Genomic DNA, 23,135 nt, shown 5'->3' on the forward strand with positions numbered 1-23,135 from the left:
TCAGGACAAAAATTAACAGAAAGATAAATGTTCGCAGATTGCCCAACCTTTTTTATCCTTACTCAATTATCCATTAAGCGATCGCGACTTATATAAACTCCCCAAAATCCCAATGTAATTACCCGAAGTGACTTCTTTATCTTCTGCTCCCTCGTTATATCTCAATTGCCAGGATTAACGGTTATGTCAAGTCAACTAGACCCCCTACTGAAGCTAATAGTTCCACCATCTTTGGACCTCAAAGTAAATCACCAACAGTTTGAACAATTAGCCACTGCTAACCGAGACCTGAGATTAGAAAGAACTGCCCAAGGAAAATTGATTGTGAATCCACCAACAGGATGGGAAACCGGTAAAAGAAATCTTAGTATTACCAGGCAATTAGGAAATTGGTATGAGGAAAACCCAGAAAAAGGAGAAGCATTTGACTCTTCTACCGGATTTGAACTTCCCAGTGGCTCGAATCGTTCCCCTGATAGCTCTTGGGTGTCACGTCACCGCTGGGATGCACTCACCGAGGAACAAAAACAAACGTTGTCTTGATGCAGTCGCTCATGGGGGAAACCCCCAAGACCGCGCTGCATCGCTCCCTAAAGTTTGTCCTGATTTCGTAATTGAGTTGCGATCAAAGTCTGACAGTCTCAAGGAGCTACAAGCAAAAATGCAAGAATACATTGACAATGGCTTGCGCTTAGGTTGGCTGATTGACCCTCAGAATCGACGGGTTGAAATCTATCGGTCAGGACAAAAAACTGAGGTTATAGATAATCCCAACGAGTTATCTGGAGAAGCGGTGCTTCCCGGTTTCAAACTTAAATTACAAGGAATTATAACCTGATTTGTTGGGAGCATGTCCTGGAGGTGCGCCAAAGGCGATCGCAGCAGTTTGATTAGGTGCGATTCTCCTAGGAGAATCGCAAACCAAAATCGTTTTATAATGTAGAATTATACATTCTAAATTCTAAATTCTAAATTCTACATTCTGCCCTCCTTCAAGCACAATCGTTGTCTTGATGCAGTCGCTCCAATAACTCCTTCGGAATAGTCTCAAAATCCTCCAACAAAAAATCCATAATCGCCAGATGGCGCAAGTGACCAGCAGTGGGAGGGTAACAGCGACGACTGGTGGAAAACCAGCCATTAACCGTGTGAACGGAACAAGAGCAGATCAAAGCTATATCTTCGTGAGTCAAGTCCCACTTTTGGTAAAACCGTTGGGGTGTCATACCCAATTGGCAGTAACTGTACAGTAGAATCAAGATTTGCTCTCGCTTCTTGATGCAGTCGCTCATGGGGGAAACCCCCAAGACCGCGCTGCATCGCTCCGTGATCGGATAGGGATAGATATTTTCATCCCTCGGCTCCGTCTGTTGTCGAAGCTGTTCAAGACGCTCCATCGCTTCGTGATAATCGATGGGATGATGAACGAATTGTTTTTTTGGCATTATTATAGAATTACCTAAACTGTGGTTTGGGAAAGAGCCGCGCTTGTCGTTGACACCCGCAAAGCGCGGCTCTTTTTGGTATGTTTATATTATAAACATTGGCTATGGTTGTTGTCAAGTATAAAATAAAAAAAATCAGGATAATTTATATTTTTTTAATAAATATTTACAATTTTATAGTTATAATAGTAACAAGTTTAGCTAATAGCTGAAATCGGTAATAAAGCAAAAGTAAAGGTAAGCTATCAACTATTATTTATCAGTTATAAGCTAATGCGCTAGGCGCACGCTACGCGAACAGCTTTTGAATCAAAGAGGTAAGCATTCGTTTAATGCTGAGTTAAATCCCAGCGTCGTTCGCACAGCGTGGCCATTCGCGTAGCGTGGCCGTTCGCGTAGCGTGGCCAAAAGGCCAAAAGGCCAAGGCCAAAGCCTGTGCCACACGCGAACGAGGTTTTTTTGAAGCTGACCGCTGACCGCTGACCGCTGACCGCTGACCGCTGACCGCTGACCGCTTACGAATTCTTGATAAATTCTTGATTTTCCGGGATTAGCATTTCTCCCAGGTTAGGGTAGTAAAGAAGCAGTTAGGAGAGTTTACGATTATGGAATCCCATGATTTTTTGATGTTAGTTCTGTTACTAAGTCCTGGTATGTTGCTTTCAGCAGTTATTATGCTCACCTTTGCCGCTGGTGGCTAAGCTCGACAAAGTCTAATCAACGACTCTCTAGCTCAAATAGCTAAAAAATTGGCGTTGCTGAATCTTTGAATCAATAGGAGTAGAGTGGGCATCCTGCCCGCCCCAAAAGATCGCCGAACAGGCAAGATGCCTATTCCACAAAACTCTTACAATCCTTCTATTATTAAGCAACATCCAAAAATGAGTCAAGCCGTGGGAGATACAGTTAATTGCCTTGGCTTGGGAGAAATATCTGAGTATTTCTATCAAGAGTATTCCTATCAAGCAATAATCCCACGGCACCTTCAAGCTTTAGTGCTGGAGTTGTTAAATTTCCCGGATCACGGTCTGACCATCCTTAACTTCTCCAACTAGAACCAGATCGGTAACCCCAACAAATAAACCATTTTCCAGAACACCAGGAATATTATTGATAGTTTTTTCTAGCTCAGCTGGGTTATCAATGGCGTCAAATTTAACATCAACGACCATATTCCCTTGATCCGTAATCACTGGTCCAGCTTTTTTGACCCCCATGCGCAGTTCCGGTTTACCCCCTAGCTTTTGAATAGCATTCATAACTGGTGTGATTGCCATCGGGATAACTTCTACAGGCAATAGGAAGGTAGACCCCAAGTTTTCAACTATTTTAGTGCTATCCACCACTACGATAAATTGTTTGGCCAGGGAATCTACAATTTTCTCACGGGTGTGGGCAGCGCCACCCCCCTTAATCAAATTTTTCTGGGGATCAACTTCGTCAGCACCATCAATCGCTACATCAATGTGATCCACTGCATCGAGGGTAGTCAAAGGAATGCCGTACTGTTTCGCCAAGACTTCTGCCTGGAAAGAGGTGGGGATCCCTACAATATCCTTAATTTCTCCAGAGTTTAAGCGATCGCCTAAAAACTGAATTGCATAGGCAGTCGTTGAACCAGTGCCTAGCCCCACAATCATTCCCGACTGCACCCGCTTGGCAGCTGCTTTGCCAACTTCCTGTTTCATTAGCTTAATGGGGTCAATTTCTGCACTCATAACAACGTTAGTGGTTAGTGGTTAGTGGTTGTTAGTGGTTAAAACTTAAGTTTTAGTTCACAACTGATAATTGTAAATCGATTGGGTAACAGACGATCCAAAATTACCTGATCTCCCTTTTAAATGACCATAAACCTATCGGGATTTGGCACTGATCATGAACCAAAAAAAATAAAAGACTCTCTGTCTGCCAGAATGAGTCAGATATCGAACTATTGAAGTAGTATTATCAGCAGTACTATCAGCAGACTGGTCAAACCCAGGCACTTGGTGATTAGATCTTTTATTGAGAAATTATAATAAGCCCACGCCTCCCTGACGGGTAGGACGTAGGGCTAATCTTACCAGAATTGGTAATGGAAATCAGTTAGATGTATCCCAACTTAAGAGTTAGTGGTTTGAGCCGATAACAGTTCTTTCAGCTTTGCCAATTCCTTAGCCCAACGGGGATCGGGTTGAATTCCACCGGGGTCAGATGTAGTCTGTTGATGCTTACGCTTATTAGACTTATTCTTGTTGTTGTTACGGCGAGGGGGAGGATTGTTGCTGGTAGATGAGGTTGATGCCTGATTGGGTTTTTCTTTCTCCTTAGATGGTTCTTTCTCTTGATTCTTAGATCGTGGCAGGGCTTTTTCAATTTTCAAGGCAGTATCCTTGAACATAAGACCATTGAACTTTTCAATGAATTGATCAGCCTCCTCATCCGTTGACACTGTGACGAAGCCAAAGCCCCGACATTTACCAGTTTTACGATCTTTAATCACTTTTGTGCTAAAGTTGTCACCGGCTTCAGCAAAAATAGCTTGCAGCTCATCACGGTTTACTTCTTCTTTAGGTAAGTTACCTATGTACAGACGAATAGACATTTAGAGATACCTCCGGGCTATAACAAAAAAAAAGGAAAAAATTGTTGACACCAGTCACTAGGGTGGATAAGGAGAAATTTGAGCGACGAACACTTACCACGTCTAGACAATCTTCTGACGTACCTTACCAACCTCAACTGAACAGACGGATGCAGTAAAATCAAAACTCCTATATACCACATGTTCGGAGCTACTACGACCCACACGTTGACCTCTGGTTTACCATTAGCTCCGATTCTAGTTAACAGTTTTTTACTTACTCTAATCTAATTATTACAGAATGTTTACACCATATCATGGACATAATCAAACATTCAGTCGGTTAGTGATTATAACATTGTATATTCCCAGATGAAAGTCTTAAGCTCTAAAAAATAGGTTGTGATGCCTTCCGATAAATTTCGTCACCAGTTACGTCTTGAAGCACAACAATGGCAAACAGAAGGGTTGATTGATGCTGGCCTATACGCTCAATTAGCGGAACGCTATCAATTTAGTGACCTGGAAGTAGCGGCCCGTAATCGATTCGTCGTAATTTTGCTAGTACTAGGCAGTCTTCTCTTAGGCTTGGGCATGATCACCTTTGTGGCAGCCAACTGGCAAGCCTGGTCTCGGTGGTTGAAAGTGACCTTGCTTCTGAGTGTCTTCTTCGGGATCAACATTGCTGGCTTTTATCTATGGCGAGACCCAACCCAAGGTAGGCATTGCCGTTTGGGACAGGGTTTATTACTTTTAGGAGCCCTGACTTTAGGAGCCAATATAGCACTGATGTCCCAAATGTTCCACCACAGTGGACCACTCTATCAGTTATACCTGATTTGGGGATTAGGAGTCTTAGCCATGGCTTATAGCCTACGCTTGACCCGATTAGGGATGCTGGCAATGGTCTTGATTGGGTTAGGGTATGTGCGAGGAATCTCCCAGCCAGAATTTCTAGCAATCACAGAGTTGTCTTGGCTAAGGCTAATCATACAACATATGCCAGTGTTTGCGGGTTTACTGTTTATTCCCCTGGCTTACTGGTGCCGTTCACGATGGATGTTTCGCTTAAGTGCGATCGCAGTAGTTGCTGGCCTGGAATGGAACTTGATCAACTTCGAGCTATGGCCTTATCCCGGTTGGATTGCTGCGATCGCATGCGCCCTACCACCAGCCTTGTTATGGTCATACGGGGATTTCCTGGGAACAATTCAGCCCAACCTCCAGGAATTTAATTGCACAGCCCGCACCCTTGGGATCACTTTCCTCAGCCTATCATTTTATTTTTTGTCTTTCCACGTGTTATGGGATAGTTCACCATCAGTCAAACCCCTAGTTGACGTCACCTCAATACTCTTGGAACCTGCGGTGATTGATAGTGTCATTTTAGGTAGCTTAACGATCTGGGCGTGGATAAAACTGTTGCGTCGAGTGGACTCAACAACTAAGGTTGTGGCTACTATGATTGTGATCAGCGCCCTAGTTCCCTATTGGCATCTCAGTATTGGTATTCTACCCATATTAGCCGTATTCATCTTCAATCTGCTTTTATTCCTAATCGTCATCGGTTTAATCCGCGCCGGACTAGCAGAGGGGAAACGAGGTTTATTCTGGGGTGGCATGGTGCTACTGACGCTGCAAATTTTGACCCGGATGCTGGAGTACGATACTGGTTTATTAGTCAAATCCATAGTCTTATTCCTCTGTGGGCTAGGTATTATTGGTGCTGGACTATGGTTTGAGCGCTATTTGAAGTCTGAATTATGATTTATGAATTATAAATTATGACTTATGAGCATTAATTCTGAGTATTCCCGTCCTATACCAAGCTGGCGATTCTGGGTACCTCTTTTATTTCAAACCGCACTAATTATTACTGTTCCCACCCAGGCAATTTACACTACACTAACTGGCATTACTGTCATTCTCCAGACAGCGCCAGTAGACCCTTACGAACTTTTGCGAGGCTATTCCCAAACTCTAAGATACGATATCTCTAATCAGGACAACTTACGCAATCTTCCTGGCTGGCAAAAATTACCTAAGCAACAACCTAATGGCAACAAGGTAACCTTTATCAAGCCTGGTACCCGTTTTTACGTAATTTTAGAAGCACCAGACTCATCCAACTCCACTGAACTACCAATAGCCTGGAAACCAGTAGCCTTAAGTGCCAAATTCCCTTCCCGACTACCAGCTAATCAGATTCCCCTCAAAGGTGTTGCTAAATATGGCTCGATTGAATACGGATTGGAAACTTATTATATGCCAGAAGACCAACGGGAACAAATTAATGAAGAATTAAATAGTGCTAGGCAAGAGAACTCTAACCTACCGATATCACCACCACCAATTGTGATGGAAATTAAGGTGGATGCTCAAGGGAATGCTTTACCAATCGGAATCTGGGCGCTAGTAAGTAAAGATTCTCAACAGCAGATTCGCAAGTATCGGTTTTAAGAGGGAATCGGGAATCGGGAATCGGGAATCGGGAATCGGGAATCGGGAATCGGAAACAGGGAATCGGGAACAGGGAATCGGGAACGGGGGAAAGAGTGTAATTCACATTTAACCCTACCCTACACCGAATCGCTTTGGGCAAACAACCTTCACCCCTGACTGCCTGACACAAGTGCTTCAAAGCTAGATTATGCCGAGGTTATGGGATGCAGGTTGTGAGGGGACGGCTCCAGACAAGTAGTGGAAAAGAGCGATCGCAAGATTTGAGTATAATGCTTAAATTTTTATAACGCCTCATCTTATTTAGAAACAAAAAGGATATAAATTCCTATGGATACTTGAGTCAAATGTACTTTGCATCAAACGATATAAGGTTACTTATGACTCATGATCAATAATTTTTAGATATATCTGGATAAAATAGGTAGCAGGATGAAAGTTTTCCGTGTTTCGCAAGTTTCTGTAATTAAGGTAAGTGAGTCTCCCCTTGTACTCAGTATTCAAGCAGATGGGCTTGCTGCCACTTCTGGCTGGACAAATCCCCGGTTAGACAACTCAGCAGACCCCAATCCAGATGATTCTGTCCTAGAATTCAGTTTTGATGCTGATAAACCGTCAGGTATTAGTCTTCCAAGACTGACGCCAATCACGGCTTGTGTTGACTTTAAACCTACCAATGGTGCAGATGCGGTAATTGTTTCTGCCCGAATCAATGGTATTACGGTTCACGCTGCTGAGTTCCTCAAGCCTGGCGAGTCAAGCCCTCGACCGACGACATTGGCAGTAGGAGAAGAGGAACCTACGACACTAGCATTGGGAGAGGAAAACCCTCAAGTTACTACACAGGCACTAGGAGAGGAAGAACCTCAACCGACTACACGGGCATACGGAGAGGAAGATCCTCGATTTACTACACAAGCTCAACCAACTACACAGGCACTAGGAGAGGAAGAACCTCAACCAACTACACGGGCATACGGAGAGGAAGACCCTCGATTTACTACACAGGCAATAGGAGAGGAAGGACCAACAACTCTAGCATTGGGTGAGGAAGATCCTCGATTTACTACACAAGCTCAACCGACTACACAGGCAGTAGGAGAGGAAGACCCTCAAGTTACGACACTAGCAGTAGGAGAGGAAGTTCAACCGACTACACAGGCATTAGGAGAGGAAGCTCAACCGACTACACAGGCAGTAGGAGAGGAAGCTCAACCGACTACAAAGGCAGTAGGAGAGGAAGCTCAACCGACTACACAGGCAATAGGAGAGGAAGGACCAACAACTCTAGCACTGGGTGAAGAGAGTAGTCCATTTGGTTGGTACTAATGATTAAATCAGCAGATGGTGGATGTTTGCTTGTTGCAGGTGGGGAGTTAGATCCAAATCTGACTCGGTTGATTGAAGTTGCTCAAGGTCAACAAGTCCCGATTTGCGATTTACGCCATGGGCAAGAAGAAAGTCCGAAATTTTCATGGCATCTTACCCAAAGGCATCCCAGAGTTGAGGCTCCAGTTCTGTCTGTAACCGGAGCTTTTATTCGGTATGACGTTTTTGGTAATATTAACGCTCCGAAGTCTGGGGCATCACAACGGGCATCGGGTTGGTATCAAACCTTCTATGGTTGGTTGCTATCCCAAAACCATATCCGGTTGTTCAATCGTCACCATGTTCCTGCAGTTGGCAATAAGCCAGCAATGCTGATCCTAGCGCAACAGTTAGGTTTGCAAACCCCTGATACTTGGATCACTAACGAAGCTGAGGAATTGGGAAAATATTCTGCGGGGAGTGCGATTGCTAAACCCGTTGCTGGGGGTGATTTTTGTTATTCCCTAGAGCAATTGTACTCCTCTATCCAGTTTCGTAATGGTTGTGCTGCGATGCCAGCCATTGTCCAAAATCGTTTAGTAGCGCCAGAAGTACGGATCTATGTGGTAGGGAATCATGCCTTTGCTTTTGAAATCCGTAGTCAGCATCTAGATTATCGGGTTAAACCAGATGCTGAGGTGATTCCACTCGAAACAGTTCCCCAAGAAGTAGAGTTGCTACGCAAATTAATGGTCGCTTTACAGATGGATTTTGGGGCGGCTGACTTCAAAACCGATCCACACACCAAACAACTTGTATTTTTGGAACTCAATAGTTCTCCAATGTTTGTTAGGTTCGATCAAGTTTTGAATGGAGCGCTATGTGAAGCAATGATTGAGACTTTAGTAGTTTCTTGACGATTAGGTCAGCGAAGTTTTGCTTTCGATTTCTAGCTGAATCTTAAAAAACTTTAAAGAAGCTCAATTTCCAATAGTTTTGAATTAAGAATGTAGAATGCAGAATGTAGAATTTGGAATTCTACATTCTTAATTCTACATTCTGCATTCTGACAGACAACCTTGGCCTAAAGGCCACGCGTTCGCTGAAAGCGGGACTTCGTCCATCGCGTTCAACCCTTAATCTACCCGCCAGTTAAACGGTAAAATAGAATAAATCCCCTTCGGGTCATTCAAGGTTGTTAAAATTGCCAAATCCTCTTTTAGCTTCAGCAATTCTGTAGTTAGTGGCTCAGGTAATTGTCGGCTTGTGAGCCTAACATCATTACTCAGGGTCTTCAGAATCATTTCCTCGAAACTAGGAATTTTTGGATACTCTTCTACTTTCCAATCATCCTTTAACTTAGCTTGCTTAGCTGCATGCTTAATAGCATCATTAATACCCCCAATCTCATCAACTAAACCGATCTGCTTGGCGTCTATACCTGACCAAACCCGTCCCTGAGCAATGTCTTTAACCTTGCCCTTAGGCAATTTACGTGACTCTGCTACCTTGTCAATGAACTGGTCATAAATCTGATTAACCATGGTTTGGTAGATTGCCAACTCTTGGTCTGTTTTGGGACGGACAGTACTTTGAATATCGGCTAAAGAACCTGTTTGTACAATATCCCAGGTCAGACCATTGTTGTTAGCTAATTCTTGGATATTAAAAAGTACACCAAAGACACCAATAGAACCAGTGATAGTATTTGGCTCAGCAAAAATTCGGTCGCTATAGGTAGAAATCCAGTAGCCACCAGAAGCTGCCACATTGCCCATCGACACAATCACTGGCTTTTCCTCACGGATAAGCCGCACTTCCCGTTGAATAATCTCAGAGGCTGTAGCACTGCCACCAGGACTATTAACCCTTAGCACTACTGCTTTAATATCTTTATCCAGCCGTAGCTCGCGCAGCTGTTTAGCAAAGCGTTCACCCCCCACTTGCTCAAAGTTTCCCTGACCGTCAACAATGCTACCCTCGGCATAAATTATGGCAATTTTATGCTTAGACTTGCGATTTTTAGAGTAAGGACTTTTCGCTCTAGCGTAAGTAGCCAGCTTAATTTTCCGGAACGATTTATCCTTTTTCTTTTCTCCAGTAAGCTCCTTGAGAGTAGCAATCACCTCATCGAAGTATCCAACTTGATCCACCAAACCTTGAGTTTTGGCCTCTGATGCGATCAACATCCCTTTAGTATTAGCGATCGCTTGCAAGGTCTTGGGAGTAATCTCACGACTTTTCCCCACTGTTGTCAAAAATTCATCCCAAAGATCATCTAACAATTCTCGAGTCTGTTCCCGACTTTCAGGACTCAGCTGTTTGAGCAAGAACGGTTCAACTGCGGACTTGTACTTGCCAACTCGAACCACCTGAACACCAATACCATACTTCTGGAGAGCTCCGGTCAGAAAAAGTTGGGCAGAGTTCAAGCCATTGATTTCTACAACTCCCATCGGGTTAAGAATTATCGTATCCGCAACCGAGCTAAGATAGTATTCCCGTTCTCCCAAATCTACGTCATAGGCAATAATTTTTTTCCCAGCAGCTCGGAAACGCTCCAGAGCCTCCCTTACCTCCTTGAGATTTGCCAAGCCAGTGTTACCAACAGTTTTAGATGCGGATCCATCCAGGTAGAGGGCAACAATGCGCTTATCCTTAGTTGCCTTATCCAGAGTATCGAGCACCTTGCGCAAAGGGATGATATTGGTTTGTTGACCCGATAACACCTCTTCAATCACTTCACTGGTGCTTGAGGTAGGATTGGTATCGCTGATATTGACCGATAAATCAAACACCAGCACTGATTTATCTTGAACCTGTGGCCCTGTATCTTTGGATGCTACTGCAATTAGTAGAAACAGGAATCCACTAGTAGCTAAACTAAAAAATAGAATTAAACCGGCAAGACTTCCTACTAGGCTCGCAAAAGTTTGTTGGAGAAATTGACGCATTTGGTAAAGGATTCAGGATTCAGGATAAAGTATTAAGGATTAGGGATAAAGTATTAAGGATTAGGGATAAAGTATTAAGGATTAAGGGCGTTGAGCCATTCCCTATTCCCTATTCCCTATTCCCTACTCCCTACTCCCTATTCCCTATTCCCTATTACGACTATCCTAACTTTTTCAAAGTGTCGGATTGCTTGAGATCAGACAACGTAGCATTACCGGTGCAGAATAGAGCGGTAGTGATTTCTGCCATCAACAGTTGCACTAAGGCATCAACGGCATCTACTGACTCAGCGGCTGCTTGCAGGAATGGTAATGCTAGACCAGCAATATCGGCTCCTAATGCGATCGCTTTTGCCACATCCAAACCATTGCGCAATCCCCCAGATGCAATTAGGGGAATGTCGGGGGCAATGGCTCGAATACTGGTAATGCACTCAGCGGTTGGTAAACCCCAGTCACCAAAGGTCTGTCCTAACCGACGCTGATGAGCGGTTAATCCTCGCTCACTTTCTACCTTTGCCCAAGAGGTGCCCCCCGCACCAGCGACATCAATAGCGGTAACACCAGCCTCCAGCAACCTTTGGGCCATACCGGCTGAGATGCCATTACCCACTTCTTTAGCAATCACTGGTACCGTTAACTTACTGCATAAACCATTAATTTTGTCAAGTAAACCCTTGAAATTAGTATCCCCGTTAGCTTGAATGCACTCCTGCAAGGGATTGATGTGCAAAATCAGCCCATCTGCTGTTAACAGGTCAACCACCTTTTGGCATTCTTCTAGTCCATAACTGTAGTTCAGCTGAACCGCACCGATGTTGGCAAATAGGATAATATCTGGAGCTTGGGAGCGCACCGCAAAGGTATGACCAACCTCGGGTTTTTCCACAGCTACTCGCTGAGAACCAACCCCCATGGCTAGTTTGTAATGTTGGGCAACCTCAGCCAGACGAAAATTAATCGTTTTTGCCTGTTCAGTACCACCAGTCATAGAGGAAATCAACAATGGTGCTCCCAAGGATTTCCCGAGAAATGTGGTAGATATGTCAATCTCACTGCGGTTTAGTTCTGGTAAGCAACAGTGAGTGAAGCGGTACCTTTCAAGTCCATTGGTATTGGCACGAAATTGAACATCTTCATCGAGACAAATCCTGATGTGGTCAGCCTTTCGCTGTTGGGTTTGGGTCATAATAATTTGGAAAATAAGAGCAATCTGATCATGATTCAGGCGCTAATTACTTTAATTAATTCCACTCCATCCCGACCATCATTATCGTTTAGATAAACCTTTACCTGTTCTTCGGCGGATGTGGGGAGTAGCTTGCCGGTAAAATCTGGACTAATCGGCAGTTCCCGATGTCCTCGGTCTACTAGCACTAATAATTTAATCGTTTGGGGTCTACCATACTCAAGCACCGCATTTAGAGCAGCACGAATGGTACGTCCTCTATAAATGACATCATCCACCAACACCACTATCTTACGATCAAGATCGAAGGGAATATCTGTTTTTGCTGGGGTGCGAATGCCAATTCGATCGAGATCATCCCGATAAAAGGTGATATCCAACGCTCCCACTGGCACACTGACCTGCTCTAGGGTTTCAATCTGACGTCCTAGCAACTGAGCTAAAGGAACACCTCTGGTATATATACCAACCAGTGCTAGTTTGGACAAATCACTCACTTGTTCGATCACTTGAGATGCCAAACGATTGACTGTACGGCGCAGTTCTTCAGCTGATAGGATTTCAATGGTTTGAGTAGGCATCCTGGTTAATTAAAAATTTCAGCAGGATACCCTGCCCACACTCCTATAGTTAGGCGGGGACAGGGCTGTCAAGGTTTTGAGATTATACCAGACGTTCAGCGATTACCGTGGAGCAAGAGATGAAAAGGTTCTAGCATCAGCAATTCCATTGGGAAATAAGCCTTTGTCCTGTTGATATCGCTTCAGGGCTGCCTCTGTGGCTGGTCCAAATACGCCATCTTTTAATCCTTTATAGTAGCCTAGGTAAATCAAGCGATTCTGAAGGCTATTCACTCTTGTGCCACGACTACCTCGTTTTAATGGAGTAATGATGGCAGCAGCAACAGCAATACCAGAATTGCCCCGTAGTGCTGATAAGGTACGAGAGTCAGCAATGCCATTTGCTGGCAGTTCCCGAGAAAGCTGATAATCTTTGACTGCGGTCTCAGTTAGTTTACCATAGTATCCTGTGACTGGCCCTTTGTAGAATCCCAACTGTGCAAGGCGATTTTGCAGTTTTGTCACCGATTCGCCATTGCTGCCTGGTCGCAACTCAGTGACGTTGGTAAGATTATCCTTATCATTAGGATTTTTGGCTAGGTCTGACAATGTACGAGAGTCAGCAATACCAGTGACTGGTAGTCCCCTCAATCGCTGAAATTTTACGACCCCTGCCTCAGTCAAACGACCGTAGAATCCAGTTACTGGACCGTTGTAGACTTTCAACTCCCTCATGCGCTGTTGCAGTTTGGTCACAGCAGTTCCTCTGTTACCTCGCCGTAACTGAGTGGCGTTCTTGATCGAACCACCATTGATTACGAACAATGTGTTTGGTCCAGCCACACCATCCACAGGTAATCCCTTGGCTTGCTGAAATTTAATTACCGCTGCTTGGGTGATGCGCCCGTAATAGCCAGTGATCGGACCATTAAAAAATCCCAAGGTTGTCAACTTCTTTTGTAGATCGCTGACTACCGTTCCTCTACTACCGCGTTTGAGCTGTGTGTTTGTTGGTAGACGAATATCAGTACCAGCAGTTTTATATAAGGCTGCTAGGGTTTTTGGTCCAGCCACACCATCTATTGGTAGTCCCTTCTTTTGCTGAAAGATAGCAACATAAGACTGGGTTAACATGTCATAGTTGCCAGTAATCCGACCTTTATAAAAGCCAGCCGCTGCCAACTCTTTCTGAAGAGAAGTCACCTGTGATCCACGGCTGCCTTTTTGAAGCACTTTAGCACTGGCATTAGCAGCGGTACTGAGGATGGTTAGGGCAATTGCGATCGCACTAATCTTGATCCAAGCTGAACTAGGAATAGTGGGACTGTTTAGCCCATCCAACCATCGAATTAAACCATTATCATCTTGCCACTGAAAATTATCCGCGTCTTCATAGGACTCGGCAAGATTAACGCAGACTAAGCTTTCCATCGCTTTCCTACCAAATTTTTTTTTATGATAGCCAGTTATCTAGCAATATTTGTATTGTGTTCATAACACTACCATCTTAATAGACATCACTCTTGCCCAAGTCATCCCCAGTTGCCTTCATCGGTCATAACTGCTGATCCGATCATCCCTTTACCCGATCACCCCTTGAGATGATCACTCCTTCACCAATTCCCAGGTAATATCTTTGATCCCAACAATGATCAATCTTTAAGGAGCAATCTTTTAGCAATTTTTCCGGATGTAGTCAATTTCATCCTGGATTTAAGAGTTATAACGGATGTGGTAAAGGTAAATATCCAGGAGAATTACCTTCAAAAGGTAAATCTCCTGGATATTTCCCCCAGCAGTAAGCTGGGGGTTTTTATTGTAATCGCGTCGCACAGTGATCGGATCGCCTCAGAAGTTTTAAACAAGGAATAGGTAAAAAGTAGTTTTCGAGGCTTAAGAGTATTATTAACTACATTTTTTAGCCTGGTCTTGATGCAGGCGTGAGCGACTGCATCAAGACCGGAAGAGAAAAGCAAAGTTTGACAAAGCTTTTAGGAATTTATCCCTCACCATTATTTGTAAATACCCGCGCGCTTATTGCTATAGAGCAACCCAATTCTCTAGATTAATTCCAAAGGGGATGACCATGCCTAATTGTTGTTGGCCCATCCTCAAGTCTGTTATTTTGAGTCTCTTCGGTTTTTTGAGCCCAACCATGAAATCTTTCCGGAGCTAGTCAATTTCCTGCTGGATTTAAGAGTTATAACGGATGTGATCAAAGTAAATCTACTCGATAATTACCCTAAAAAGGTAAATCTCCTGGATATTGCCCCCAGCTGACTGCTGGGGGTTTTTATTGTGATCGCGTCGCACAGTGATGCGATCGCGGATCATAACTGTGCCAAAACCGCCTCTGAGCAACCTGACTCTCTAGATTAATTCCAAAGGGGATGACCATGCCTAATTTTTGTTTGCCAATCCTCAAATCATATATTCTGAGTTTCTTCGGTTTTTTGAGCCCAACCATGACCAATCTTTCCGGATGTAGTCAATTTCGGGCTGGATTTAAGAGTTATAACGGATGTGATCAAAGTAAATCTCCTGGATAATTGCCCCCAGCTGACTGCTGGGGTTTTTTTTGTGATCGGCGCTCCACAGTGATGCGATCGCTGATCATCACTGTGCCAAAACCCCCTCGCTTATGAACCTAAGGATACAAGCCCCTGAATTCATTTATGGAAAAAGACTATTTGAATTGGAGCGAAGCGATGTTTCAATGCCTCGAATTAATTCCTGGGGTATTTTTGAATTTTGAATTGATAATTTTGAATTGGAGCGAAGCGAGTGACCATGCGTAATTTTTGTTTGCCAATCGTCAAGTCTGTTATTCTGAGTTTCTTAGGTTTTTTGATCCCATCTACCTATCAACCACCCACTTATGGGAATAATTATGAGCTAAGTAGCACACAACCGACTCTCCAATCAATTGACAACCGAAACTATACTCAAGCTCAAATTGATTATTTTTTAGAAATTGCCTTAGGCTCGGAATACGGCTCCTCCAATCCTACTATCAAAAAATGGGACAAAAATCTGAGGATTAAGGTTATCGGCTTGCCAACCCCTGAAGATTGGCAGACTTTGTCAACCGTTATTGATGAAATAAATACGATTACCCAAGGTTCAATTCAAATAAATTTTGATGATAATAATCCCAATCTCAAGATTTATTTTGTTCCCGAATACGAGTTTCGTCGCTATGAGCCATACTATCGACCGGTCAATTTTGGGTTTGTTCGCACTTGGTGGAATAACCAAGTTATTTATAAGTCAAGAATTATGATTTCTACAACTAGTATTACCCAAAAGGCACGGTCTCACCTAATCCGAGAAGAGCTCACCCAATCTATAGGACTGATGAGGGATTCCTATAAATACAGAAATAGTGTATTTTTCCAAGGCTGGACTGATACGACCGAATATGCTGAGATTGATCAAGCTGTCATAGAAATGCTATATAGACCAGAAATTCGTCCCGGAATGACTAAAGCAGAAGTGATCAATGTTCTCAATAGCCTCCGGTTTGAGAGGTAATTATACTTGTAAGGTGCGTTAATAACGCACCTTACAAGTAGAGTTACTGGGTAGGTTCTGTGGTATCAAGATTAAGATTAAAAGAATTTAGAGGTAGTGTAAGGACCATAGACCCAATTGCCGCTGCTCAGCTGTAGCCAATTCCCATTTTTAGCAACCACAGGTTTGAGTACAGAGCCACTGCTTACACAGGTAACAGCCTGACCAGTACCAGGACCAGGGAGTGCTTTTAAACAGCCACCATTGGGAGTCTTGACTTTGATTCCTGATTCCAAAGTCGGACTACCGCCACCCCCTTCACTACTTTCATCAAATAATTTAGAGGTAGTGTAAGGACCATAAACCCAATTGCCACTGCTGAGCTGCAACCAATTCCCATTTGTAGCAACCACAGGTTTGAGTGCAGATCCACTGCGGACACAAGCAACAAGCTGACCAGTGCCAGGACCAGTGAGTGCTTTCAAACACCCACCATTGGGAGTCTTGACTTTGATTCCTGATTCCAAAATCGGACTACCGCCACCCCCTTGATCACTGCCATTAAAGTATCGAGAGGTAGTGTAAGGACCATAAACCCAATTGCCACTGCTGAGCTGCAACCAATTCCCATTTGTAGCAACCACAGGTTTGAGTACAGCTCCATTGCTAACACAGACAACAGCTGCGGAAGTATCGCTAGGACCTTTGCGTGCAGTCAAGCAACCACCACTTGTCTTGACTTTGATCCCTGTTTCCAAAGCCGCAAACACTGGAGCCGTTACACTCAGACTCGCTAACCAGACCGCACATCCTACCAAACCGAGCCAAGCAGTGTTGGGAATTTTAAACCAGTTGAGGTTGAGTTCTCTTAGATCTAGATCACAATCAATACCTACTGCTTCTTCATAGGATTCATAGGAATGAGTGTAAGCAAGTACTTCCACGTTTTTCTCCTTTTTTAAGTTTTATTAAGTTTTGAGGCAATTATGATCACAATTCCCCCTAAAGTTGGGGGAAAACTGATGGCTTTGCTATCAGCTGGAAGACCCAAGGGTAATCAGTAATCGGTAATCGGTAATCGGTAACTGACCCAACTATACTTGATGTCATTCTTTTGTTCAGCAACGCCAAATAGATGGCTGGAAAAAGGTTATAATACAATTTCCTACCATAGGGGAAAATTTAAGCAAAAAAAAATAATTGCCTGATTAAACGATCAGGTTGTGTAAAGCGATCGCATATTGGACTAGACAAAAAACCAACCCTATCCCCAGCCAAATTAAAAAGCAATAACGTGTCAGCTCTAAGGCTTGGTCAATTTTGCCTGGTGTGATCTCGTAGGTAGGTTTCCCTAATAAGGGTTTTTGCTTGACAACACCACTGTAAAAATTAGTCCCCCCCAGCTGAACCTCCAAAATCACAGCAAAAGCCGATTCACTCCAGCCAGAGTTAGGACTGGGATCAGCAATAGCATCACGGCGACACAGATGCCAGACCTGCTGAGGTTTTCCAGACATCAAGGCTAGGGTCAATACGGTTAATCGACAGGGTATCCAGGTTAGTAAATCTTCAAATTTAGCACTAAACCAACCTAAATTCGTGTAAGGCTCTCGCCGGTAACCGACCATCGAATCTAAAGTACTGGCAGCTTTATAAGCTAAGGCAAGAGGAACACTACCAACCCCAGGAATCAACGCTCCAACAATGGCATAAAACAGAGGGGCTGTGACCCCATCGGTAGTGTTTTCCGCCACCGTTTCTAGGACAGCTCGTAGGATTTCCGACTCACAAAGATTTTCTGTATCACGACCAACATATTGACTTAATCGAGAACGGGCTAATTTTAATTCTCCAGCAGTTAAAGGCTGTAATACATCCATTGCTGCTGCTCGAAGAGAGCGACCCGCAAAACAACTGGCTAGCAAGATAGTTCCTATGCCTATACCCAAAAAGGGATTGAGCCAGATTCCTAGGAGGACAATAAACCATCCAGCTACTCCACTCCCAATAATTAGTCCAATACCCAACCCAATTCCTGCTAAGCGTCGTTGCCAAGGCTGCTGCCAGAGGTGAATTGCTAACTGAGTGAAGTGAGAGATTACCCAGCCCATAACCTGCACTGGATGGACCCAACCCCAAGGATCACCGATCAGATAATCCAGACTAGCCGCCAGCAGCAAAATGACACCATTAGTATGGTTATTACCCAGGATTTGAACCACTACTTTCTAATTTTATCGACATTCTCTTCCCAGTTAGCCCCATCGAAAGGGACAATGCTAAATTGAGATAGAACATCACCGTCAAGGCAACGTAGGTTGACAGAAATCCCATTGGGATGAGAACGGGGTCGATAGAAAGGATGAATCCCACAGATTTGGCAGAATGTGTGCTTCGCTGTGTGAGTGTTGAAGGTATAACTAGTCAACACTTGATATCCCTTAAGTAAGCTAAATTGCTCAGGGGAGACAATCAGGTGTAAGATGCCCTTTTTTTTACACATCGAACAATTGCAATCAATTGCCTCATGCTTGTTGACAATTACCCGGAAGCGGACAGCGCCACAATGACAGCCTCCCTCATAAGTAATCGGTTCGTTACTCTTTTTCATGCTGACGAAAAATTGATTCAAACAACGAAACTGGTTTCTTCTCCCATAGCGGCTTGCCAACTACGGGCATCATAATAAAGATCGGCAAGAGTTATAGTGTACAATGCTTCTTTAAGCTTTTGATGCAAACGATGCCAAAGTGTAAATGTAACCCAGTCTTCGGCTTGACCAGCGTCTGGGGTATGGTGGGGTAGTGGTTCGATGGTTTCACCCACTGCTTCTAGGATTTTGCCGAGGGAAATTTGTGTGGGTTCATGGGCTAATTGATAGCCTCCTTGAGCTCCACGAACTGACTTGACTAAGCCAGCACGGCGCATCTCAATCAGTAGTTTTTCTAGATATGGAGCTGGTAGACCTTGCCGTTTAGCGATCGCTCTAACCGATGTCGGTCCATACCCTGGTCTTAGGCTCAGATCTAGTAGTGCCTTAACACTGTAGTGTCCACGAGTGGTGAGCTTCATAATAAAATAGCAATCCAATCGGAAAGTGGACGTGGGAGTTAACGGGACAATTTCTTTGAAAGACTAAAGTCGGAGTAAGCATTCAGCGGTCAGCTAATGCGCTACGCGCACGCGTGCGCGTTCAGCTATCAGCTATTAGCATTAAGCTAAGGTGCTTTTGAATAGGCGTTGCAGCACCGCCAAAGGGGGTTCTCCCCATGAGCAACTGCATCAATAAAACAGGTAACCATGTGTTAAATCTGAGTTACATCTGCTGACGGCTGACGGCTGACCGCTGATAGCTGAATGCTTACAAGTCGGAAACGATTTTATGACCTGTTTAAAGATCACGCTCGTTTAAAGATCACGCTCGTTTAATGCACTCAGCTATCAGCATCAAGAGCAGGGGGAACCAAGGAACCCTCTCATCCTGAAGACTATACTTTGAGCGGTATGCTTTTAGCTATCGGCTTCAAGCCAGAAGCTTATATCTTAGACTATCAATGGCTGATAGCTGATAGCCTGTTGGCTGAATGCAACAGCTCAAAGAAACTATAAAATAGTGTCACCCAATGGAGATAGCCATTGACTTGTGACAGGGATGGAAAGTACAGGTGGCTGGTGGGAAAATTGCCTACAAGAGTAGCCCATACTCTTTTAGCAAATTTTCCCGTGACCCTAGGCAATTTTCCTGTGACCCAGATGATCGGAGTTGTTCACGACCTATTCACAACCTATTGCTGTAGTTGAACGGTAGTTAAAAACTGACTATTAACGAACACAGTTGACACTCTGGGTGTAAGATAGTCTCATATACTGATATTAAACTAAGATTTTGTTATCTTAGTTGACAGTCAGTCCAGTAGAAATGCTGGATACCACTTAAGTCCTTAGTATTAGATTCAAGTTGATGGCTAAAAAGAAAAACATGGCTGCTCCGATCGTTCCTCTGCAGGGTCAAGCATTGGTGGCGAAAGTCAAAGACCTAGGTAGCCTGAGCAAAGAACAAAAAGCTAGAGCCTGTGGCTACTACACCGTGACAAAAAACGGAGTAGAGCGAGTCAATATGATGAAGTTCCTCAATGCCCTTATTGATGCCGAGGGGATTGAATTAGACAGCAAAACCAATGGCAATGGTCGTGGCGGACGCAGTGCCAGCTATCGGATTAGTGTGCAGTCTAACGGCAATCTTCTGATTGGCTCGGCTTACACGAAACAAATGGGTTTACAACCAGGGGACGAGTTTGAAATCACCCTGGGACGCAAGCACATTCACCTTAAACAACTTGATCCAACAGAAGAAGAAGCACTTGAGGCATCCTGAGCCGAATAGACAAGGCTTAGAACGCCGTAACCGGTAAATGTGCTGTCGCTCAAAATGTCAGCATTCCGCCGTCAGTTATCAGCATTAGCGCTACTTGAAACGCTGTGCTTGCCAGCCATTCATGATGCCCTCAAGAGAACCAATCCACGAGGCTTTAAACGGTAAGCCTGGTTTGAAAAGGAGCCCATAAGCTTACTCTCTTGATAAACCCAGGCTCCCAAAACATTAGCTGTTTGCAAAGCCGGAAAGTAGCGCGTCAGCTGACTGCTGATAGCTCAATGCCAACCCGATCACTGTCTGTTAAGAAAGCGGTGTATCAATTTCCATCCCCATTTATGGAAACTTCCCAATCTAGCTTTTAATCACTCAATTGGGATATTGTTTAAATAACATCCAGTCAGGGGCATCATCAATTCTTCTGGCTGGCTTCAATTTCCATTACTCAAGGAGACCAGTATTAAGCAATAAGTTGAACTAGATCGGAAATTGCCAAATCTCATGGTCAGAAGACATCAAAATCAGTAGTGAAATATAGGTTCCCCAGAATAAAATTACCATAAATTGTCTATCCCGTCGGGCAACCAGCATCCCTGCTATAACCATGGTTAAAGGGACACAAGCGAAGAACAGCCAGGAGCTGAGGTCAAAAGCTTTTCTAATCCCTAAGTGAAGCATCACAGTAATGGTAGCAACACCTAGCAGACTTAAACCAATACTCCAAAAACGGGGATAAGATTTGCCAGAAGGCCAATGCCAAATGTCTGTGAGTTGGGCTCCACCAGCAAGGGCTAATGCTGGGTAAACTGGCAACACATACCCAGGCAATTTAGTGGCAAGAAGGGAAATGGCGATCAAGTAACCGCCAGCCCATACCAGTACCAATTTAGCCCAGCCCCAATGGCGATTCTGCCAAGCCTGCTGTAACCAGTAGGAAAAGAACAGTAACCAAGGTGCGGAAAATTTTAAGATTTCCCCCAGGTAATACCAAGGCAGGCGATTTTGCCCATCCACTGCTGTCCAGATCGGGCGTAGGGACTGGTAGATAATGGCTGTAGTTGTAGTAACGGCTCTTTGATCCTGTAGCAGCAATGGCACAGTGTACCAAGCAAGAGCAGGACTATAGCCTAGGAGCAATCCCAACCACCAATAAGTAGACGTCAGGAGTCTGGGCGTATCCCATGCTAGAAACAACAGAGCGATCGCTGTGATCAACAATGCCACCAGGATCCCCTTAGTGAGGAAAATCAAGCTTAATCCGATCCCCGCTGCCAGTGACCAGCGTGAGTCCCGACGCGATCGCAACACACACCACATCATCAACACCACAAAGCACAGATTAGCTCCATCCAGGATTGCCATACGCCCATAATGGGCTATTGGTAAGAAAGTTAGGTAAATCAAGCTAGAGAAAATACCCTTCTGACGGCAGGGGAAGATTTCTGTAGCAAGACCATAGACTAGCAGTACCGACAGCACACTGAGCATGGCACTAGGTAAGCGCGTAGTCCACTCGTTGACACCACCAAACTGATAAGCCACCGCAATTAGCCAGGCTAGTAGGGGGGGGTATTCAATTAGGGTTAGGGTTTCACCTTCGAGAGTTGGGTAAAGCCACTGCCCAAATTCCCCCTTTGCTGAAAGTAGTTGAGTCGCAAGATGACTTATGCTTTGCTCTACCCCTTGCAACGAGCCACTGCCCAAATTGATGCTAAACAACAATAGTGCTGCCAGGAATAACCCTAACAGCGACAATCTCTCAATCCAGCGTTGAGTTCTACGTATCCGGTTTCCCGAGCCACCCCAAGTAAACGTTTTATGATCCATAAATTTACCTTTACCTTTACCTTTACCAATAATTCATAATTAAAGCTAGAAGTTTAACAAAAAACCATGAACGAAGCTAATTTTACCGTTCCCCACCAGACCACGAGCCATCATCCAATTTTTCGGTTCTACTTGGGGGATTATCCCAATGCTGCTAGCCATCTTATCTACTCTACTAACCCCGTTGTCTGGTGTTCTTAACCACAGCAGTATACTTTTTACCTTTAACCTTTCAATTATGTCGGAAAACTAATCGTCTCTAACTAATCGTCTCGCGCGAGCGTGAACAGGCAATTCTGTTGAAGCTGTTTACGGTCAGTGATGGAATGTCCGTTGTTGAAGTGACGGTGCTAAACTATCCAGCATGAATTAAAACTGAATTTTTTTTGAAATTACCAATCAACGTATAAAAACCTTTGAGCTATCATTAGTGTGAGCTATGAGTCCAATTAATAATTAGATTGGTGACCAATGGCAAAGTCTGACAACTATACACAATATCAACACAATATAAACAAAACTAATTAGACAAATAGGAGGATGACATGGTAACAGACACTCTCAAACCTCCCCATGACTATTTACAGTGGCTCAATCTTATCTCCGGGAGGAACTGTTGCTCAGCAATCGTTTAAGTAAGGCACAACAGCAAACAGCTTTGCTTATAGTCTTGAGTAATTCAAACTTGAGTTTTTTTCAAGACCTGTTGCCAAAGTTCACGCACTAATCTCCAGAATCCTTACCTGTTCACTGTTCCGAAGTTCCGAAGTTGCCTACTTCTGTAATAAGTCCTATGAAAGTGATACACTACCAGGACACAAAGGGCATGCTTAAGATAGGCTATAGACGGTTTTATTACTGTGACCTATAGCTCAGTCATTGACCATCGACTGCTACGAGCAATGTTCTAGAACTTACCTCAAGTTCAGATTCACTGCTAACCG

21 protein-coding genes and 1 pseudogene are annotated in these 23,135 nt (G+C 44.0%); 8 read left to right on the forward strand and 14 right to left on the reverse strand.

The window, feature by feature from the left end; all coding sequences use genetic code 11:
- Nucleotides 1–183: 183 nt before the first annotated feature.
- Nucleotides 184–838, forward strand: a pseudogene (locus tag F6K64_RS18675) (Uma2 family endonuclease).
- 154 nt (nucleotides 839–992) lie between these two features.
- Here F6K64_RS18675 and F6K64_RS18680 read toward each other — a convergent pair.
- A complete protein-coding gene (locus F6K64_RS18680; RefSeq protein WP_287252222.1) occupies nucleotides 993–1,445 on the reverse strand; it encodes a hypothetical protein in 453 nt (150 codons plus the stop codon).
- 827 nt (nucleotides 1,446–2,272) lie between these two features.
- On the opposite strand from F6K64_RS18680, the gene F6K64_RS18685 reads away from it, so the two are divergent.
- A complete protein-coding gene (locus F6K64_RS18685) occupies nucleotides 2,273–2,500 on the forward strand; it encodes a hypothetical protein (protein ID WP_131826996.1) in 228 nt (75 codons plus the stop codon).
- Here the strand turns inward: F6K64_RS18685 and rpiA are convergent.
- Nucleotides 2,453–3,163 carry a ribose-5-phosphate isomerase RpiA gene (gene rpiA, locus F6K64_RS18690; protein WP_287263188.1) on the reverse strand — a complete coding sequence of 237 codons (711 nt, stop codon included), beginning with the start codon at nucleotides 3,161–3,163 and terminating at the stop codon, nucleotides 2,453–2,455. The two genes, F6K64_RS18685 and rpiA, sit on opposite strands and share 48 nt — an antisense overlap.
- A gap of 383 nt (nucleotides 3,164–3,546) precedes the next feature.
- Nucleotides 3,547–4,029, reverse strand: coding sequence for an RNA recognition motif domain-containing protein (locus tag F6K64_RS18695; RefSeq protein WP_287263187.1), 483 nt, complete (start codon nucleotides 4,027–4,029; stop codon nucleotides 3,547–3,549).
- A gap of 384 nt (nucleotides 4,030–4,413) precedes the next feature.
- Here F6K64_RS18695 and F6K64_RS18700 point away from each other — a divergent pair, with 384 nt between their 5' ends.
- Nucleotides 4,414–5,775: a DUF2157 domain-containing protein gene (locus F6K64_RS18700; protein WP_008184419.1), complete on the forward strand. Its 1,362-nt coding sequence runs from the start codon at nucleotides 4,414–4,416 to the stop codon at nucleotides 5,773–5,775.
- Between the two features lie 24 nt (nucleotides 5,776–5,799).
- On the forward strand, nucleotides 5,800–6,468 hold the full coding sequence (locus F6K64_RS18705; RefSeq protein ID WP_008184416.1) for a GDYXXLXY domain-containing protein: 669 nt from the start codon (nucleotides 5,800–5,802) through the stop codon (nucleotides 6,466–6,468).
- On the opposite strand, the gene F6K64_RS18710 is transcribed toward F6K64_RS18705, so the two are convergent.
- Complete coding sequence (locus F6K64_RS18710; RefSeq protein ID WP_287252230.1) at nucleotides 6,374–6,649, reverse strand: hypothetical protein; 276 nt, start codon at nucleotides 6,647–6,649, stop codon at nucleotides 6,374–6,376. The genes F6K64_RS18705 and F6K64_RS18710 overlap by 95 nt on opposite strands.
- 251 nt (nucleotides 6,650–6,900) lie before the next feature.
- On the opposite strand from F6K64_RS18710, the gene F6K64_RS18715 reads away from it, so the two are divergent.
- Nucleotides 6,901–7,797 carry a hypothetical protein gene (locus F6K64_RS18715; protein ID WP_008184414.1) on the forward strand — a complete coding sequence of 299 codons (897 nt, stop codon included), beginning with the start codon at nucleotides 6,901–6,903 and terminating at the stop codon, nucleotides 7,795–7,797.
- Nucleotides 7,797–8,693: an ATP-grasp domain-containing protein gene (locus tag F6K64_RS18720; protein ID WP_008184413.1), complete on the forward strand. Its 897-nt coding sequence runs from the start codon at nucleotides 7,797–7,799 to the stop codon at nucleotides 8,691–8,693. The genes F6K64_RS18715 and F6K64_RS18720 overlap by 1 nt, the downstream gene beginning before the upstream one ends.
- A gap of 219 nt (nucleotides 8,694–8,912) precedes the next feature.
- On the opposite strand, the gene sppA is transcribed toward F6K64_RS18720, so the two are convergent.
- The 5 genes from sppA to F6K64_RS18745 all read right to left on the reverse strand — a co-directional run bounded on the left by sppA (nucleotide 8,913) and on the right by F6K64_RS18745 (nucleotide 14,946).
- Nucleotides 8,913–10,730 carry a signal peptide peptidase SppA gene (sppA, locus tag F6K64_RS18725; protein WP_008184412.1) on the reverse strand — a complete coding sequence of 606 codons (1,818 nt, stop codon included), beginning with the start codon at nucleotides 10,728–10,730 and terminating at the stop codon, nucleotides 8,913–8,915.
- Nucleotides 10,731–10,890: 160 nt separating this feature from the next.
- Nucleotides 10,891–11,919, reverse strand: coding sequence for a type 2 isopentenyl-diphosphate Delta-isomerase (gene fni, locus F6K64_RS18730; RefSeq protein WP_008184411.1), 1,029 nt, complete (start codon nucleotides 11,917–11,919; stop codon nucleotides 10,891–10,893).
- 35 nt (nucleotides 11,920–11,954) lie between these two features.
- Nucleotides 11,955–12,500, reverse strand: coding sequence for a bifunctional pyr operon transcriptional regulator/uracil phosphoribosyltransferase PyrR (gene pyrR / locus F6K64_RS18735; RefSeq protein ID WP_008184410.1), 546 nt, complete (start codon nucleotides 12,498–12,500; stop codon nucleotides 11,955–11,957).
- A gap of 102 nt (nucleotides 12,501–12,602) precedes the next feature.
- Nucleotides 12,603–13,910, reverse strand: coding sequence for a peptidoglycan-binding domain-containing protein (locus F6K64_RS18740; RefSeq protein WP_008184409.1), 1,308 nt, complete (start codon nucleotides 13,908–13,910; stop codon nucleotides 12,603–12,605).
- 862 nt (nucleotides 13,911–14,772) lie between these two features.
- Nucleotides 14,773–14,946: a hypothetical protein gene (locus F6K64_RS18745; RefSeq protein ID WP_154659792.1), complete on the reverse strand. Its 174-nt coding sequence runs from the start codon at nucleotides 14,944–14,946 to the stop codon at nucleotides 14,773–14,775.
- Between the two features lie 323 nt (nucleotides 14,947–15,269).
- Here F6K64_RS18745 and F6K64_RS18750 point away from each other — a divergent pair, with 323 nt between their 5' ends.
- Nucleotides 15,270–16,013: a DUF2927 domain-containing protein gene (locus F6K64_RS18750; protein ID WP_008184401.1), complete on the forward strand. Its 744-nt coding sequence runs from the start codon at nucleotides 15,270–15,272 to the stop codon at nucleotides 16,011–16,013.
- Between the two features lie 77 nt (nucleotides 16,014–16,090).
- Here F6K64_RS18750 and F6K64_RS18755 read toward each other — a convergent pair whose 3' ends face one another.
- The 4 genes from F6K64_RS18755 to F6K64_RS18770 form a co-directional block, all read right to left on the reverse strand.
- Nucleotides 16,091–16,936 carry a hypothetical protein gene (locus F6K64_RS18755; protein ID WP_008184400.1) on the reverse strand — a complete coding sequence of 282 codons (846 nt, stop codon included), beginning with the start codon at nucleotides 16,934–16,936 and terminating at the stop codon, nucleotides 16,091–16,093.
- Nucleotides 16,937–17,200: 264 nt separating this feature from the next.
- Entirely contained in the window at nucleotides 17,201–18,214 is a 1,014-nt protein-coding gene (gene cbiB / locus F6K64_RS18760; RefSeq protein ID WP_008184399.1) for an adenosylcobinamide-phosphate synthase CbiB, read from the reverse strand.
- Nucleotides 18,214–18,603 carry a GFA family protein gene (locus F6K64_RS18765; RefSeq protein WP_008184398.1) on the reverse strand — a complete coding sequence of 130 codons (390 nt, stop codon included), beginning with the start codon at nucleotides 18,601–18,603 and terminating at the stop codon, nucleotides 18,214–18,216. The genes cbiB and F6K64_RS18765 overlap by 1 nt, the downstream gene beginning before the upstream one ends.
- A gap of 17 nt (nucleotides 18,604–18,620) precedes the next feature.
- Nucleotides 18,621–19,064 (reverse strand): Rrf2 family transcriptional regulator, encoded by a 444-nt coding sequence (locus F6K64_RS18770; protein ID WP_008184397.1) that lies wholly within the window; start codon nucleotides 19,062–19,064, stop codon nucleotides 18,621–18,623.
- Between the two features lie 889 nt (nucleotides 19,065–19,953).
- Here F6K64_RS18770 and F6K64_RS18775 point away from each other — a divergent pair.
- Entirely contained in the window at nucleotides 19,954–20,367 is a 414-nt protein-coding gene (locus F6K64_RS18775) for an AbrB family transcriptional regulator (RefSeq protein ID WP_008184396.1), read from the forward strand.
- Between the two features lie 474 nt (nucleotides 20,368–20,841).
- On the opposite strand, the gene F6K64_RS18780 is transcribed toward F6K64_RS18775, so the two are convergent.
- Nucleotides 20,842–22,191 (reverse strand): ArnT family glycosyltransferase, encoded by a 1,350-nt coding sequence (locus F6K64_RS18780; protein ID WP_008184393.1) that lies wholly within the window; start codon nucleotides 22,189–22,191, stop codon nucleotides 20,842–20,844.
- Nucleotides 22,192–23,135: the final 944 nt, after the last annotated feature.

This window comes from Moorena sp. SIO3A2, from assembly GCF_010672265.1.
GTDB lineage: Bacteria > Cyanobacteriota > Cyanobacteriia > Cyanobacteriales > Coleofasciculaceae > Moorena > Moorena producens.

Excerpts from the sequence above, each read along its gene's own strand:
- F6K64_RS18680 (WP_287252222.1), bottom strand. The coding sequence starts at position 1,445 with ATGCCAAAAAAACAATTCGTTCATCATCCCATCGATTATCACGAAGCG.
- F6K64_RS18685 (WP_131826996.1), top strand. The coding sequence starts at position 2,273 with ATGCCTATTCCACAAAACTCTTACAATCCTTCTATTATTAAGCAACAT.
- rpiA (WP_287263188.1), bottom strand. The coding sequence starts at position 3,163 with ATGAGTGCAGAAATTGACCCCATTAAGCTAATGAAACAGGAAGTTGGC.
- F6K64_RS18695 (WP_287263187.1), bottom strand. The coding sequence starts at position 4,029 with ATGTCTATTCGTCTGTACATAGGTAACTTACCTAAAGAAGAAGTAAAC.
- F6K64_RS18700 (WP_008184419.1), top strand. The coding sequence starts at position 4,414 with ATGCCTTCCGATAAATTTCGTCACCAGTTACGTCTTGAAGCACAACAA.
- F6K64_RS18705 (WP_008184416.1), top strand. The coding sequence starts at position 5,800 with ATGAGCATTAATTCTGAGTATTCCCGTCCTATACCAAGCTGGCGATTC.
- F6K64_RS18715 (WP_008184414.1), top strand. The coding sequence starts at position 6,901 with ATGAAAGTTTTCCGTGTTTCGCAAGTTTCTGTAATTAAGGTAAGTGAG.
- F6K64_RS18720 (WP_008184413.1), top strand. The coding sequence starts at position 7,797 with ATGATTAAATCAGCAGATGGTGGATGTTTGCTTGTTGCAGGTGGGGAG.
- sppA (WP_008184412.1), bottom strand. The coding sequence starts at position 10,730 with ATGCGTCAATTTCTCCAACAAACTTTTGCGAGCCTAGTAGGAAGTCTT.
- fni (WP_008184411.1), bottom strand. The coding sequence starts at position 11,919 with ATGACCCAAACCCAACAGCGAAAGGCTGACCACATCAGGATTTGTCTC.
- pyrR (WP_008184410.1), bottom strand. The coding sequence starts at position 12,500 with ATGCCTACTCAAACCATTGAAATCCTATCAGCTGAAGAACTGCGCCGT.
- F6K64_RS18740 (WP_008184409.1), bottom strand. The coding sequence starts at position 13,910 with ATGGAAAGCTTAGTCTGCGTTAATCTTGCCGAGTCCTATGAAGACGCG.
- F6K64_RS18745 (WP_154659792.1), bottom strand. The coding sequence starts at position 14,946 with ATGGTTGGGCTCAAAAAACCGAAGAAACTCAGAATATATGATTTGAGG.
- F6K64_RS18750 (WP_008184401.1), top strand. The coding sequence starts at position 15,270 with ATGCGTAATTTTTGTTTGCCAATCGTCAAGTCTGTTATTCTGAGTTTC.
- F6K64_RS18765 (WP_008184398.1), bottom strand. The coding sequence starts at position 18,603 with ATGAAAAAGAGTAACGAACCGATTACTTATGAGGGAGGCTGTCATTGT.
- F6K64_RS18770 (WP_008184397.1), bottom strand. The coding sequence starts at position 19,064 with ATGAAGCTCACCACTCGTGGACACTACAGTGTTAAGGCACTACTAGAT.
- F6K64_RS18775 (WP_008184396.1), top strand. The coding sequence starts at position 19,954 with ATGGCTAAAAAGAAAAACATGGCTGCTCCGATCGTTCCTCTGCAGGGT.
- F6K64_RS18780 (WP_008184393.1), bottom strand. The coding sequence starts at position 22,191 with ATGGATCATAAAACGTTTACTTGGGGTGGCTCGGGAAACCGGATACGT.